Annotated in this window: 14 protein-coding genes; 10 read left to right on the forward strand and 4 right to left on the reverse strand. The window is 37.1% G+C overall.

Annotated features, from left to right (window positions below; genetic code table 11):
* Positions 1-23 precede the first annotated feature (23 nt).
* The 7 genes from EKQ44_RS07835 (at position 24) to EKQ44_RS07865 (ending at position 8,266) form a co-directional block, all read left to right on the forward strand.
* Positions 24-1,031 (forward strand): glycosyltransferase family 4 protein, encoded by a 1,008-nt coding sequence (locus EKQ44_RS07835; protein WP_414491284.1) that lies wholly within the window; start codon positions 24-26, stop codon positions 1,029-1,031.
* A gap of 144 nt (positions 1,032-1,175) precedes the next feature.
* The gene (locus EKQ44_RS07840) at positions 1,176-2,285 is read left to right on the forward strand and encodes a DegT/DnrJ/EryC1/StrS family aminotransferase (RefSeq protein WP_237662999.1); all 1,110 of its coding nucleotides are present in this window, start codon (positions 1,176-1,178) and stop codon (positions 2,283-2,285) included.
* Between the two features lie 63 nt (positions 2,286-2,348).
* Positions 2,349-3,101, forward strand: a complete 753-nt coding sequence (locus tag EKQ44_RS07845; RefSeq protein ID WP_237663000.1) for a GumC domain-containing protein — start codon at positions 2,349-2,351, stop codon at positions 3,099-3,101.
* Positions 3,094-4,104 carry a Gfo/Idh/MocA family protein gene (locus tag EKQ44_RS07850; protein ID WP_237663001.1) on the forward strand — a complete coding sequence of 337 codons (1,011 nt, stop codon included), beginning with the start codon at positions 3,094-3,096 and terminating at the stop codon, positions 4,102-4,104. Before EKQ44_RS07845 ends, EKQ44_RS07850 begins: the two co-directional genes overlap by 8 nt.
* A 14-nt stretch (positions 4,105-4,118) precedes the next feature.
* Positions 4,119-5,432: a nucleotide sugar dehydrogenase gene (locus EKQ44_RS07855; RefSeq protein WP_237663002.1), complete on the forward strand. Its 1,314-nt coding sequence runs from the start codon at positions 4,119-4,121 to the stop codon at positions 5,430-5,432.
* Positions 5,433-5,469: 37 nt separating this feature from the next.
* Positions 5,470-6,891 carry a lipopolysaccharide biosynthesis protein gene (locus EKQ44_RS07860; RefSeq protein ID WP_237663003.1) on the forward strand — a complete coding sequence of 474 codons (1,422 nt, stop codon included), beginning with the start codon at positions 5,470-5,472 and terminating at the stop codon, positions 6,889-6,891.
* Between the two features lie 190 nt (positions 6,892-7,081).
* Entirely contained in the window at positions 7,082-8,266 is a 1,185-nt protein-coding gene (locus tag EKQ44_RS07865) for an O-antigen polymerase (RefSeq protein WP_237663004.1), read from the forward strand.
* Positions 8,267-8,372: 106 nt separating this feature from the next.
* Here EKQ44_RS07865 and EKQ44_RS07870 read toward each other — a convergent pair whose 3' ends face one another.
* The 4 genes from EKQ44_RS07870 to EKQ44_RS07885 all read right to left on the reverse strand — a co-directional run bounded on the left by EKQ44_RS07870 (position 8,373) and on the right by EKQ44_RS07885 (position 12,315).
* The gene (locus EKQ44_RS07870; RefSeq protein ID WP_237663005.1) at positions 8,373-9,899 is read right to left on the reverse strand and encodes a SpoIID/LytB domain-containing protein; all 1,527 of its coding nucleotides are present in this window, start codon (positions 9,897-9,899) and stop codon (positions 8,373-8,375) included.
* Position 9,900: 1 nt separating this feature from the next.
* Positions 9,901-10,557 (reverse strand): SH3 domain-containing protein, encoded by a 657-nt coding sequence (locus EKQ44_RS07875; RefSeq protein ID WP_237663006.1) that lies wholly within the window; start codon positions 10,555-10,557, stop codon positions 9,901-9,903.
* 130 nt (positions 10,558-10,687) lie between these two features.
* Positions 10,688-11,656, reverse strand: a complete 969-nt coding sequence (locus EKQ44_RS07880) for an LCP family protein (RefSeq protein WP_237663007.1) — start codon at positions 11,654-11,656, stop codon at positions 10,688-10,690.
* Between the two features lie 20 nt (positions 11,657-11,676).
* The gene (locus EKQ44_RS07885) at positions 11,677-12,315 is read right to left on the reverse strand and encodes a YigZ family protein (RefSeq protein WP_237663008.1); all 639 of its coding nucleotides are present in this window, start codon (positions 12,313-12,315) and stop codon (positions 11,677-11,679) included.
* Positions 12,316-12,674: 359 nt separating this feature from the next.
* On the opposite strand from EKQ44_RS07885, the gene EKQ44_RS07890 reads away from it, so the two are divergent.
* From EKQ44_RS07890 to EKQ44_RS07900, 3 genes are all read left to right on the forward strand, one after another.
* Positions 12,675-13,817 carry a sensor histidine kinase gene (locus tag EKQ44_RS07890; protein ID WP_237663009.1) on the forward strand — a complete coding sequence of 381 codons (1,143 nt, stop codon included), beginning with the start codon at positions 12,675-12,677 and terminating at the stop codon, positions 13,815-13,817.
* 25 nt (positions 13,818-13,842) lie between these two features.
* Positions 13,843-14,565, forward strand: a complete 723-nt coding sequence (locus tag EKQ44_RS07895) for a response regulator (RefSeq protein WP_237663010.1) — start codon at positions 13,843-13,845, stop codon at positions 14,563-14,565.
* 298 nt (positions 14,566-14,863) lie between these two features.
* Positions 14,864-15,706 (forward strand): DegV family protein, encoded by an 843-nt coding sequence (locus tag EKQ44_RS07900; protein ID WP_237663011.1) that lies wholly within the window; start codon positions 14,864-14,866, stop codon positions 15,704-15,706.
* The last annotated feature ends 137 nt before the right edge of the window (positions 15,707-15,843 follow it).

The raw sequence follows: 15,843 nt of genomic DNA on the forward strand, positions 1-15,843 counted from the left end.
TGGCTCAAGGAGAAAAAGAAATGATTATTAGTGAATTAATTAAAGTCTTTTTAGCATGCTTTATTACAGTAGTTTTAATAACTCCACTTGTAATGAAGTTAGCCCTCAAATGGGGTGTGACAGATAAGCCGAACGAGAGGAAAGTTCATCAAAAGTTAATGCCAAGGCTAGGAGGACTAGCTATTTTTATTGGCTTGTTTTTGGGCTATATCATTAGTGATTTAAGTGAATATCACATAAGTTCAATTAGTTTTGCCCTTATAATAATTGTTCTTACCGGTTTTTTAGATGATCTCTTTCAAATTTCACCTTGGAAGAAACTTTTCGGGCAGATTTTAGCAACTTTAATTGTCATTCAAAGTGGACTGCTTATTGAGTTTCTTAATATCCCATTTTTTGGAACCGTTCAACTTCTGGATTATTGGAGTTATATATTTACTTTTTTATGGATTATCGGAATCACAAATGCTGTAAATTTAATTGATGGTTTAGATGGTTTGGCAGCAGGTGTCTCATGTGTCATCATTATTACAATATTAGGGTCAGCAATTAGTAATGAGAAGGTATTAATAAGTACTTTGGCCGTGATGGTACTTGGAAGCACACTGGGTTTTTTACCATATAATTTTAACCCAGCAAAGATTTTTATGGGGGACACTGGATCGTTGCTGCTTGGGTTTAGTATCGCAATTATTTCATTATTGGGATTATATAAAAGTGTGGCTCTTTTTAATATTACAATAACAGTGCTAATATTAGGTGTTCCTGTAATTGATACTGTTTTAGCGATCATTCGGCGTCTTATAAATAGGAAACCCATTACGCAACCGGATAAGAAACATCTACATCATCAGATTCTATCCTTAGGTTTTTCACATAGAAACACTGTTTTGCTCATCTATTCCATCAGCTCGTTTTTCAGCTTAATGGCTCTCTTTTTGAGTCGGGATTATTTTAGCATAGTGTTCTTTATAACCATTATATTCGGGTTATTAGGAAGCATCTTTACATTTTATAGTTTAAAGAGTTAGGAAAAAGGAATATTAATAATAAATTACGTGATAATCACTTAATAATATTGTAAAATAAGAGTTGTTTTTGTTAGAAATTGTCGGTAGTATATGTGTTATTATGTACGAGTGGTATTATTATTTATTTTAAGGAGACGAATTTACATGAAGGTTTCTATGTTAGATTTATCCGAACAATATTCATCTATAAAAGATGAAGTTATGGTTAAATTAGATGAGGTAATGAGTTCCTCACAATTTATTCTTGGGCAAAACGTAAGGCAGTTAGAGGAAAGTGTAGCTGCTTATTCAAACGTAAAATATGGTGTGGGAGTAGGAAATGGAAGTGACGCCATACATATCTCTTTACAAGCTTGTGGTGTAAAAGAAGGCGATGAAGTCATAACAACTCCATTTACCTTCTTTGCAACAGCAGGGGCTATAGCTCGTGTAGGAGCAAAACCTGTGTTTGTTGACATCGATCCTATAACTTTTAATATTGACCCGGCTAATATTGAAGGGGCAATCACTGATAAAACCAAAGCAATAATCCCGGTTCATCTATATGGGCAAATGGCTGATATGCAGCCAATTAGAGAAATCGCAGATAAACACAACCTTTTTGTGGTAGAAGATGCTGCCCAAGCAATCGGATCTAAGTATCAAGGTAAATCGGTCGGAGAATTAGGTGATACCGCAACTTATAGCTTCTTCCCGACTAAAAACTTAGGTGCCTATGGGGACGCAGGCATGATTGTGACAAATAATGAAGAAATTGCTGAAAAAATGAAGGTAATACGTGTGCATGGAAGTAAACCTAAATACTACCACCATGTATTAGGGTACAACAGCCGCTTAGATGAAATGCAAGCCGCCATTTTGAATGTGAAGTTACCCCATCTTGATGAGTGGAGCAATAAACGAAGAGAGCTAGCAAACAACTATACATCACTTATTAAGGAGTCAATAGAATCCATTGTTACTCCTATTGAAAAAGAAGGTAATCATCACGTCTTCCATCAATATACACTTAGAGTGGAGAGACGAGATGAATTGCAAGCATTTTTAAAGGAAAATGGTGTAGCGTCGATGGTGTATTATCCACTTCCGCTTCATGTTCAGCCGGTCTTCAGTGATCTGGGTTACCAAAAAGGTGATTTCCCTCATTCTGAAAAAGCAGCGGAAGAAGCACTTTCCTTACCTATGTACCCTGAACTTAAATTGGAACAACAAGAGTACGTAGTAAAAGTGATCCGTGAATTCTATAATAAATAACTAACGGTATTTCTCCCTATTATAGGGAGAAATTCTTTTGTACATAAAGTAGGAGGTACATTCATGGAAGAAACAAAAGAACGTTATGTACTATATGAGTTTCTAGAGTATTTTTGGAAGAAGAAATGGATTTTTGTGGTGCTACCTATAACGCTAGCAATAGTGGCATTTGGTTTAACGAAATTCACAGAGGAAAGACCTTATACTGCTCTTAAGACTGTTTATTTGGGTAGTGAAAGTAAAGGGAGCTTTTCTGATCCGGTATTAGTAAAAAATGATTATGGTAAATTTATCGATAGAAGCTTGCGAAAAAATTTAGAAATGGTACCAAATAACCGTGTGGTGGTTTTTAGTTTAACGGGCGGTTCACAGTCAGAATTAGAAGAGCAATTGGATAGAGTTACTGAAAACTACTTTCGTGATTTAGTAGAAGATTCTGAAAGAACGAAGAATACTATGAATAATCAAATTACTGCCTTGGAAATGAAAAAACAACAAACGGAAAAGGAAATAGAAAAATATAAAGGTTTCTTGGATAGGGAAGAGTTAGATCCATTAACCATTCGCGATTACCTTCAAAGGCTTTCTAATCAAGAGGATATATTATTTGAATACACATTTGAGTTGACAGAGGAACAAAATAATTTAGAAAACTATGAAGAGCCAAGGATTTTGGATACAGTTGTAAGTCAGCAAAGGAGTAACCTTAAAACCAACGTTGCCGCTGCCTTCCTTTTCGGTTTATTCCTATCCCTTCTTCTAGTAACACTTCTCAAGTATATTCAAGATGCAAAAAGGGGGAGAAGGTATGATTAACTTTGCTATAGTAGGAATTGGCCATATTTCTAAAAAACATATGGATGCAATCGCAAACATTGAGGGTGCTCAAGTTGTAGCGCTCTGTGATAATAATGAATTGAGACTAAAGGAATATGAAGGTCAATTTGAACTTTTTAGTGATTTAGAAACAATGTTAAAAGAGCAAACGAACATAGATGTTGTAAATATTTGTGTCCCTTCTGGGTTACATGCCAATATGACAAAAATTTGTGCGAACTATAACAAACATGTTATTGCTGAAAAACCAATGGCGCTGAAATTACAAGATGCAGAAGAAATGATAAAGGTTTGTGAAGAAAATGGAGTGAAGCTTGCTATTGTTCATCCAAATAGATACAGGCCGGCATTCTTGGAACTAAGAAGGCTTTTCGACAATAATATATTTGGTAAGATTAGCCATGCTAATGCGACTGTTAGATGGAATAGAAATGATGCTTACTATGCTCAAGCTCCATGGAGAGGAACGAAAGAGTTTGATGGTGGAGTACTAATGAACCAAGCCATTCACGATTTGGATTTACTGTTATGGTTCATGGGAGAGGTTGAATCTGTACAGGCGATGGCTACCACTCGTTTAAGGAATATTGAAGCAGAAGATGTTGCTGCAGCGGTTGTAACGTTTAAGAGTGGAGCACTAGGGATTATTGAGGCAGCAACCACTATTTATCCGAAAAACTTAGAGGAATCCTTAGCGATATTTGGAGAAAATGCTTCTATTAAGATAAGTGGGCAAACTGCAATTAACTTTGAAGTGTTAGATGCTAAAGATCTAAAAGAAGAAGAAAAAATTGAAATTATTGAGAGAGTTAAGAATGATCCATTTGGAACCCCAGGGCATCAACACATCATTCAAGATATGGTGGTATCAATTAATGAGGGGAAAAATCCTAATGTTGATGGACAAGCTGGTATAGCTCCTGTAAGGTTAATATTAGCTATATTGGAATCTGCGGAAACCGGCAAAAGAGTTTACCTATAAAGGAGATAACGATTATGAATACAAAAGAAATATTACTAAATAAAATAAATAATAAAGAAGCAGTCATTGGAGTGGTAGGACTTGGATACGTGGGCTTGCCATTAGCTGTGGAAAAAGCCAAGGCTGGTTATAAAGTTATAGGGTTTGATGTGCAAGACAGCAGAGTTGCTCAGGTTAACGAAGGGGTAAACTATATTGGGGACGTAGTGGATGAAGAGCTTAAGGAACTTGTTCAAAGTGGAAAGCTGATAGCAACAACTGATTACTCAAAAATAGAAGATGTAGATGCAGTAGCTATTTGTGTTCCAACACCGCTAGATGTCTACCAACAGCCTGATACATCTTACGTAGAAAGCTCTACTAGAGAAATAGCGAAATTTTCTCATGAAGGAATGCTTATAGTTCTAGAATCTACTACGTATCCTGGAACTACTGAAGAGATCGTTGTTCCAGCTTTAGAACAAGCTGGATTAACTGTAGGTGAAACGGTATTCGTTGCTTACTCTCCTGAAAGAGTCGATCCAGGGAATAAGTTCTATAATACCAAAAATACGCCTAAAGTAGTAGGTGGTGTTTCTCAGAACTGTACGGAAATTGCTGCAACTCTTTATCGAGCGGTGCTTGAAGGAGAAGTTCATCAAGTTTCCAGTCCAGCAGTAGCAGAAATGGAAAAAATTTATGAGAATACCTTCAGACATATTAATATTGCTTTAGCAAATGAAATGGCAATACTTTGCGAGAAAATGGGTATTGACGTATGGGAAGTAATTGATGCAGCAAAAACAAAACCTTATGGGTTTATGGCATTCTATCCAGGACCTGGACTAGGTGGTCATTGTATTCCTATCGATCCATTTTACTTAACATATAAGGCTAGAGAGTTTAATTACCATACTAAGTTAATTGAACTTGCAGGTGAAATTAATAATTCTATGCCAGATTTTGTTGTAGATAGGGTTATGTATGCACTTAATGAAAGATCAAAAGCATTACGTGGATCAAATATCCTTGTATTAGGAGTTGCTTATAAGAAAGATATCGATGATGTTAGAGAGTCTCCATCATTACCAATTATGTCTAGGTTACGTAAAGAAGGTGCAAATTTAACTGTGATTGATCCATTTGTAAGTTCTTTCAAATTGGACGGAGATGTTATTGAACCTGTAGAACTAAATGAAGATCTACTCAAAAAAGCAGATCTGACACTTATCTTAACAGATCATACAAATATTAATTATGAGATGGTAAGTAAACACAGCAATGTAATATTTGATACACGAAACGCAATGAAAGATGTGGAAAAGCCGGCTAACTACATTAAGTTGTAGACAACAACTTTTACACTGTCTTAGGAGTGTTAAATTCTTGTTTAATCATCTAAAACGATTGGGGGGAGATTCCCTCCTTTATGCATTAATGAATGTAGGGACAAAATTAATTGCATTCCTGATGTTGCCAATTTACACAACCTACCTATCCCCATCGGAAATGGGAGTGTTTGAAAACGTAGATGCTCTCATTTCCATATTAATATTTGTTGTTATTTTTGGTACCGATAATGCACTTGCTTATTATTTCTACAATACAAATGATGAAAAAGAAAGAACAGAGTTGTTCCAGACTGCTCTATATTTCCGTGTTATTATTGCAGTTGGATTTAATTTAATCTTTATATTTTTTGGTGAGTACATTTCTACCATTTTATTAGGTACGCCAGATTATAAATACATCTTTTTCCTAGCAGGAACCGTCCTCATTGTCGAAACAATTATTACTTTGGTATTAACCTATTACAGGTTCCAATTTAAAAGTAAAAAAGTTGTTTTTACTACTGTTGCAAAATTAGCATTTGTAGCCATACTTTCTTATCTATTTCTTAAGTATTCAGATCTGCAAGTAAGTTCTATTTACTTGGGACGACTGATTAGTGTAATTATCATTGTATTAGTTTTGGTTCCTTCATTAATAAAAATGTTTTCTTTTAAATTTAATAAAGAAATACTAAAAAAATTGGTGGTGTATGGTGCACCTCTAGTGCCTGCTTCAGTTGCATTCTGGATTATAACTTTCTCCAATCGGTTTTTTTTAACAACGTTTGAATCTTTAAATAGCGTAGGTATATATGGTGTTGCAATTAAATTTGCGACAGTAATAAGTTTATTAACCTCTAGTGTCCAAATGGCGTGGAGACCTTATTCTATGTCGATAAAGGATAATTCAAATGCTAAACAGATTTATTCAACATTGTTTTTACTGATATTAATTATCGGTATGACTGGACTACTGGGAATAGCGACAGTAATCCCATTAGTAATGGAATTTATGATTAAGGACCCTGCTTATGCAGAGGCTAGTCGCTATATAGCTATTTTAAGCTTAGGATCATTTTTAAGTTTTTATTACTTAATTATATCTATAGGTCTCTTTTTCAATAAGAAGACAGGTGTCATATCTATTTATGTTGGAATATCAGCTGTAATTAGTGTGGTTTTAAACATATTATTAATCCCAGTATTTTCAATATGGGGGGCAGTAATTGCTCTAATAGCCTCTTATTTATTTGTGAATATTTCAATTTTTATAAGAAGTCAAAAAGAGTATTATATTCCCGTATCCATTTTCAAAATGGTTCTTTTGTTTTTAAGTGGCATATTGGGCATACTAACTATAGTTTATGTACAAGAAAATGAGGGAATTAGCAATTACTATATTGTTATACCCTGGATTGTGAACATTGTCGTCACACTTTTAACTATTAAAGATAAATTAATCAGCATAAGAAAGTGAGGAAATAGCTATGCTTTATATAACCTTATGGCTAATAACCCTCATTACATCTTCATTTTTGTTCTATAAAGTATCAGGTAGCTTGTCTCTATTAAAGCCGAACCTAATAAGTATAACGTATTATTATTCATTATTAGTTTCAAGTTTTATTGGACCTTTACTAATTGTGTTAAAGTTAGACGAAAATTACATGATACATCGAATGCAAGACGATACTTATAGAGTTATTGGGTTTTTGTGGCTATGCTACATTATGATTATAATCCCTCTTACAATGTTGATGTTATCTAAATGGGTTGGTTTTAATGCGAAGAAGGAATTTCATTTATATTTAGAGGCCCCGATAACCACGGATTTAAGGGAGAGTAAAGATTATTTTTATATCTTTTCTATCTTAATGTTGTTTAGCATTGCGGCTATAATTTACATGATAACCCAACTAAACAATGTACCAATAATAGCTGCCTTAACAGGCAGTTCTGATCTTGGGAGACTTAGGATAGAAGCATCTCATGGATTTACAGGAAATGTTTTATTCAAGAATATTTTCGCTCTAGGATTAACACCAATTTTATCTTTAATTGCATATGTATATTATGTAAAAACAAAATTGTTAAGATGGAAAATTTCTTTTATGCTGATGTTTGTTTTATCTGTTTTTGTATCTGTATATGATTTGCAAAAAGCTCCTGTTTTCTTCTACATCCTTATGTTTATATTAATAAATTTTTACATCGGTAAAATTAGACTTTCCTTAAAAAGGCTAATGATGCTTGGATCTGTGGGAGTAATTTTAATAGTGACCATGTATGTTTTTATACAAGGAGTTACGAGTGTGGATCAATTCCTTTCTTATAATTCAGGGCCAGTTGGAAGATTAATTCTTTCACAAATATCACCGTTCTTCTTACACTTAGAGCTTTTCGGAAATCAAGTTGACTTTCTTAATGGCAGAAGCTTACCCAATATTCTCTTGCAATTCTATGACTTGGAACAGGTACGTTCTGCAAAACTTGTCATGGGGCAATATTTTCCTGATAGAGTGGCAGAAGGGACGGCTGGTGTTTTAAACACAGTGTTTGCTGGGGAAGCATACGCTAACTTTGGCTATTTAGGTATCTTGTTCGGGACAATTTATCTTGGTGCATACATTCAAATAATGTACATCTTTTTTATAAGAATGCCGAAAAATCCGGTATTTATTAGCTTATTTGTTTTCTTTACAGTTAACATACCGAGAGTGGTAGTTGGAGGATTTATGGATTTTATTTTTAATCCTTTTTGGCTTTTCGTATTTATCCTCTTTTTATCTACCCTATTTTGCCTCAAAATAAAACAAGAATTTCTGAGAATTTATATTAAGCAAGCTCATTAAAACAGCTTGGACTGAAATTTTAACCTTACGTTATAAGAAGACCCCATTTCAACGCGGAAATGGGGTCTTCTTTATTTTCAATAATATTTAATTTGTAAAAGCTTTCTTATAAATCATTAACAACTGTTCCACGATAATAATGTTTAATAATTTGGTCATAATTCCAACCGTTATTAGCATAACCTTGTGCACCATACTGGCTCATTCCTATTCTATGCCCCCAGCCCTTCCCATTAACGATAATGGATTGAGGGTCTGTTTCCTTAGAAATATTTGTATTGGAAAGAGCTATAGAAGTGTTTGTTGCACTAAGAGAAGTAAGGCTATTAGCTAATTGAACTTGTTGACCTTTTAAGCTCAACTGATTCCTTGTACCATTTGCCAATTGAATAGTAAATGGCGTGTTAATTGTTAAATCAAACCAGTTGCTTTTTAAGAATCCATACGTATTGCCGTTACTGGTTGGGAAAAGCTGGCGTATAGTCAATTCGTTACCCGCTCTTCGGAAATCACCGTTACCAGTATGAAGTGTTACTGCTGATACTTCACCGTTTGCCCCGGTTTTTTCAAGGGAAACATTATAAAGAGGAACATTGGTATTAATGCCGAAACTTGTTAATAAAGAACTACTGTTATATGTTTCAGTCCAATTACTGTGTGGTGAAACTTCAAAAGCATCCTCTACTGTTACTAAATAAGGAAAACTGCTTTGGTTTGAATTCCAGACATCTCCTACATTGGCTGTTCTCCCACCACTAGTAGAAAAGAAGAACGTTTCTATAACATTATTATTATATCTAACTACTTTTTTATCTGTTTCATCTACGGCTTGATTTGTCCTGCTATTTTCAGATGTATAGCCACGATAGACTTGACTTGAAGTAGTATTAGACAGTGGACCTCTTGCATTCTTGACATATGCGTAACTTCTTGCTGCCACCGCTTGAGCTTTGAGTGCTTCTAGATGAAATGAAGCAGGCATCTCATTGGGTAGTACACCTTTTAGATAGGATTGCATATCTAGTTTATTAATAAATTGCCCTGCATGAATTATAGCACTGCCTCGATATTTTCTATCATTATTGGCGATAATGGTGTTAATTGTTGAAAGTGCAGGAGAATTTATCAACTGAACATTGTTATTAACAAGTACAGCAACATGCTGACCATTTAATCTTTTTACAATATACCAAACGCCTTGACTATTGTTATGCGTACTTACATATTCTGCTGCTTCCCCGTTTTCAAAGGTTGTTAAAATCTGACCCGAAGTACTTGCATCTCTGCGTCCAGGCGTGCTAGCAGAAAATACTACAATTTGCGAGTTACCTGTCATTTCAATTATTTCGAAACCATTTGTTGAGGAAAGTGTTATAGATCCAAAACTAGCTACAGAATTACCTGAGTTATTTGTAATTGTTAATGATTGATTAGGTTTAATAAAACGTTCCGTGTTATTTTGTAAATTTTTTATTTTATATGTCCCAGCAGGAGTAAAGTTGATCGTATTGCTTCTTGTTAACTCAACAGTAACTGGATTAACATACTGCTTTGGTATAAACTCTGCATTTGAAAAATCCACTTTGATGAAAAAGAATAAAAGACAAAAGAAAAGAAATACTTTTTTTTGCATGTTATCTGATCACCTCAGCAAAGTTTGAACGTACCGCACCTACTCTTCCATCATTCATTTTAACAAGATACCATTTCTCTCCTGTAGAAGAATTCACAAAAGTACTTTCGTATTTCATGGTAGATCCAACAGCAGCAGTAGTATATATTGAATATGAATCGGAAGCCCCTCTTCTTATTGGCGCTGGATTGTTAAATACAACATTCTGAAATCCAGTTTGAATTGGTGTTACGGAAATTTGAGAATCTGAACCTATTACAGCACCAAGTCTATTATCTGATAATCTAACAATAAACCATTGTTCCCCATTTGAAGGGTTAGTGTACGTACTATGATAAGTAACAACAGTGTTTGCAGGAACATCTACTAAACTAGCATATTGAGTACCTGCCCCTCTTCTAATTGCAGTTTGTTTTGTAGTTACCACGCTTGACACATCTTGAATAGGATTGCTTGGAGTAGGATTTCCGGAACCAAGTTCATTTACACGTGCTTCAAGTTGACTTAGTCTTTGTTCCACAGGGTTTATTTTACTCAAAACCCACTCGACACTTGCTAAAACTACATTACTATTCGCGTTAGCAGTGGAGATACTAACTGCGCCGAACCCAAAACCAAGTAAAAATACAAACGTAACGATAAATATCTTCTTTTTCAAGAAATTGCCCCCTAATTATTTCATATTTTTCAATTAATAAGTTTATCATAAAAAAACACTACTAAATAGGTAATTTAGTAGTGTTTTGAAAAAAATGTAGAATTTTAGGGGATGCTGTTTAGTTAACAAGCTAATCCATTTCTAAATGTTCTTTTAGTTCTATCTGAAGATTAGCAAGTGATGTATCATCAGGTATATAATAATAAATGCCGCCAATATATTCATCTGTTCCTTCTAAATCAAGATTATTAATGGAAGAAGCTCGGAATGAAGAATATTTCTGCTGAAATGCTAAAACCTCATTTACTCTCATATTCGTTTCAACATTTTCACCCACATCATTCACAATATCATTAACTTTAAAAAGAGTAGATGGTGAATTAATCTCATCAATTAACGCTTTAACGACTTGTTTCTGTCTTTCTGTTCTCCCTAAATCACCACGAGGGTCTTTCTTTCTCATTCTGGCGTAAGTTAATGCTTCCTCACTGTTCAATCTCATTTTGCCTTCTTTGAAATAGAGTTTTGTATCCCAATCACCGTGTTTGTAATCCCAAAAATCAAAAGGTACATCAACAGTAACCCCACCAACAGTATCAATAATATTCAGGAAACCATCAAAATCTAAGGTTACGTAATAGTCTATTGGTATCTCCAAGAAATCTTCCACGGTACTTACTGTCATGTCTAATCCACCGAAAGAATACGCATGATTTATCTTATCTTTTTCATCTCTTCCAGCAATGTTTACTCGAGTATCTCGAGGAATGCTGAGTAAATTCATGGAAGCATCATCTGGATTAAATGTGGCGACCATTATAGTATCTGACCTTCCCCCTTTACCACCACTACCATAGTCCTCAATTCCCAAAATCAATATTGTAAAAGGGTCTTTTCTTATTTCGACAGGCTTTTCCCTGTATTTTGATTTATCTCTATCTAATGCCACGTATGAGTTATTTGCTGCCTTTATGGTTTCATAAACCGTATAACCAAGATAGAGTGCTATAAGTAGAAGAGGAATAGTGATGAATAGAAAGATTCTTTTGAAAACTTTCTTTTTCTTTGTCTTTTTGTAATCTATTCTCGAATGTTTCATATAAATAATCTCCTCAAAAGTTAAAATATAACCGATTTCTCTTTATAAATAGATACTCCGGAAGTTATTTCACCCTTACCATTTGTTAATTCAGTTATCCAATTCTTGAAAAGTGGTGTTTCCATTGCTGTAACATAAATTTCAAATGTAACAGTATCCAAGTAGAGAATTTGCTTTATTTCATAGCTCGAAGTATGAAGTGCGTACTCAACTTTTCCACTTAGAGTATAATCAACTGTAATATGCATAATTTGCACTAATTTCCGTTCTACCATTCCTGTGGCACTTATTCCTTCAGAGGTAGCTTTCCCATACGCCCGTATTAGACCTCCAGCGCCAAGTTTAATACCGCCAAAGTAGCGGGTAATGACAACTACAGTGTCTTTTAGGCCCTTTTTCTTCAACACTTCAAGGATGGGAACGCCGGCTGTGCCGCTCGGTTCTCCGTCATCGTTGGCTTTTTGGACCTGGTCGTGTTCACCGATCATGTAGGCGGAGCAATTATGTGTTGCACCCCAGTGCTTCTTTTTTATCTCTTGTATGAAGTTTTGGGCTTCTTCCTCGGTTGTGGCACGGGCGATATGTGCAATGAATCTGGACTTTTGAATCGTTATTTCATGCTCGCCATGCCCTTTTACGGTATAGTAGTGAGACAGCACTCTGACAACTCCCCTTTAATGACTGGCACTTTTGTAGGGCATTTTTTTATGCCCATACTCTTTCTATTATAAGTGCAAAAGGGAAGGACATCAAATGAATTCTAGTCCATTACTCCTTTTATACGGCAAGAATCGACAAACTTTAATTTGATTGTAATAATAATGTTATACAAGTAAAACTTTGGTCCGATATAATAAAGTGTGGACAATTTTCGACAGGTACCCCCACAAACGTTTGGAAAAATTGGAATGATATAGCATATAGTGTCTTTCTTGCGTTTGGGTATAATGTACTATATTGAATAAAGAAGTATCCCTGATATTCTTTTAAGAATACCGGGTCTTTTGGAGGATGTCCTATGTCTCGGAAAGTTATAAACTCTAAACAATTAGACATGATTATTGAACAAATGGTTAAAACGGTGGAAGTGAGCAAGGACGAGATTTTCGAGATAGGGGAAAGTTCCCGCAAGGAATTTGAGAACCTTGGCAAAGAGTTGAATGCGGTAAAGCTTGAGGTGACACAGCTAATCCATAAACAAGATAAGCTGGAGATCCAGGTCCGCATGGCACGAAACCGACTATCAGAAGTAAGCAGGCAATTTAAAAACTATACAGAAGAACAAATCAGACAAGCGTATGATCACGCACACGAACTTCAACTAGAACTACATACCATCTCCCAAAAAGAGGTGCAACTGCGAAATCGCAGAAATGAAATTGAGCGCAGGCTGCTAAATCTCGAAGAAACGATTACCAAGGCGGATCGACTTGTCAGCCAAGTCTCCGTGGTACTCAATTACGTTACAGGTGATCTACAGCAGGTAGGGCAAATGATTGCGGATGCTTCTGAGAAACGTGAGTTTGGCTTTAAGATCATGGAAGCGCAGGAAGAGGAACGCAGGCGCCTTTCAAGGGAGATACATGATGGTCCGGCACAGATGCTGGCAAATGTGATGATGCGCTCCGACTTGATTGATCGCACTTTCCGGGAGCGGGGACCTGGAGAGGCTTTATCCGAGATCCGCTCCTTGAAAGTGATGGTGCGCTCCGCTCTATATGAAGTACGGAGAATCATCTATGATCTTCGTCCGATGGCACTCGACGATCTTGGGTTGGTGCCTACTTTAAAAAAATATATTTCGACTATCGAGGATTATCATAACGGGTATCCGCGAATTGAATTCATGAACCTTGGAGTGGAGCACCGAATCTCCGCCAACCTGGAAGTGGCAGTGTTCCGGCTTGTGCAGGAATCGCTCACCAATGCGATCAAGCACGCAGAAGCAAGCTCCATTTATGTAAAATTGGAGGTGAAACCTACCCATATTATTGTCATCGTCAAAGATGACGGTGTAGGATTTGATACGACAGAAAAAAAAGAAAAGTCGTTTGGATTAATTGGAATGAGGGAGCGGGTAGAGCTTATCAGCGGGGACTTGGACATCCAGTCCTCAACCGGTAAAGGAACCACCGTCTTTATCAAAATTCCGTTAAGCTAAAGATGTATTTGGGAGGATGAGAGGAATGGATACGACAAAAATCGTGATTATTGATGATCATCAGCTTTTCCGTGAAGGAGTTAAACGCATTCTGGATTTTGAAACAAACTTTCACGTAGTGGCGGAAGGGGACGACGGAGCGGAAGCGCTTGACCTGATGGAAAAGCACGAGCCGGACGTGTTCATCATGGACATCAACATGCCTAAAATGAATGGTGTGGAGGCTACAAGACAGCTTGTCGAAGCCAACCCGGAAGCGAAGGTCATCGTACTATCCATTCATGATGACGAAAACTATGTAACCCATGCCTTGCAAACAGGTGCACGCGGATACTTGCTGAAAGAAATGGATGCAGATGCATTGGTGGATGCAGTCAAGGTCGTTGCGGATGGCGGATCTTATCTGCACCCGAAAGTGACGCACAATTTGGTAAGGGAATACCGCCGTTTAACCGAAAATGGAGTAGGAAGCGGAAGCAGACGTGGCGGAAACGGTGGCGGTTCGGCAGCTACAACGTACCAACAAATCGAAATTCGCCGTCCCCTTCACTTGCTGACACGCCGTGAGTGCGAAGTGCTTCAGTTGCTTGCTGACGGTAAAAGCAACAAAGCGATTGGTGAGGCACTGTTCATCAGTGAGAAGACGGTGAAGAACCATGTAAGTAACATCCTTCAAAAAATGAATGTAAATGACCGTACACAGGCTGTTGTTGTGGCAATCAAGAATGGCTGGGTAGAGGTTAGGTAACCTTGGGGATTTGGGTCTCCAAGGTTTTTTTTGTGGTGGGATTTTTGGGGTAGGGGAGAGGGACAGGGGGCCGTGCTGAATTTGTCTGATGGTGTCGAATGGTCGATATATTGTCCGAGTTGGTTGATAAAATGAATAGTTGGTTGATAAATAGTGCGACTTGGTTGATAAAAGTGAAAAAGTGGTTGATAAATCACCGTCCACAACAAAAATCAAACAAAAGGTGAAAGTTATCCACATTTCATGTACAATCTAAATAGATAACAGAAATACTTAGTATAAGGAAGGTCTACTATTTATGAAAACGGCGATTGTTACAGACAGTACTGCCTACATCCCAGCAGAATTACGTGCAAAGCATGATATACATATGATCCCGCTGAATGTTATTTTCGGGAACGAATCGTATCAGGAGGAAGTCGATATTAAAGTCGACCAATTCTACGAAGAAGTAAAGAATAGTCGCGACCTACCATCCACCTCCCAGCCGGCAATCGGCGAGTTTGTAGCCCTATATGAGAAACTTGCAAAGGACTACGACGCAGTAGTCAGCATCCACCTTTCCAGCGGAATCAGCGGAACCTACCAAGGAGCGGTTGCTGCAGGAGATATGGTCGATGATATCCAGGTTTACGCTTATGATTCTGAAATTAGTTGCATGGTTCAAGGATTATACGTCTTGGAAGCGGCAGAGATGGCCGCAGAAGGAAAGGATCCTGAACAGATCCTCGAACGCATGGACGTCATGAAAAAGTCCATCCGTGCCTACTTTATGGTGGATGACCTTTCTCACCTTCAGCGCGGCGGACGCCTAAGCAGCGCGCAGGCGATTGTCGGAAGCCTTTTACAGGTTAAACCGCTCTTGCACTTTGTGGACACGAAAATCGTTCCATTTGAAAAGATCCGTACACGTAAAAAAGCGGTCAAGCGCATCCACGACCTACTGGATGAAGTGGCTTCAGAGCAAGTGCCGATGCGTGCAGTGGTGATCCACGCCAACCGCGAGGCGGAAGCACAAGAGATGAAAAAAGAACTTGAACAGAAGTACCCACACGTCGAATTTTTCCTAAGCTATTTCGGCCCGGTGATTGGCACGCATTTAGGTGAAGGTGCACTGGGACTTGGGTGGTACAAACGATAATATTACTATACAACCATAACGACAAAAACAGACATCAGGGGCAGGCTTGCTTGGGGTGTCTTTTTTTTGAAGAAAGATTTATAAATCGGTTGATTTCCGTTTTAGGCGCTTCGCTTGCCTGCGGGCGTCTGCACGTT

It is taken from the genome of Sutcliffiella horikoshii (assembly GCF_021991925.1).
Taxonomy (GTDB): domain Bacteria; phylum Bacillota; class Bacilli; order Bacillales; family Bacillaceae_I; genus Sutcliffiella_A; species Sutcliffiella_A horikoshii_F.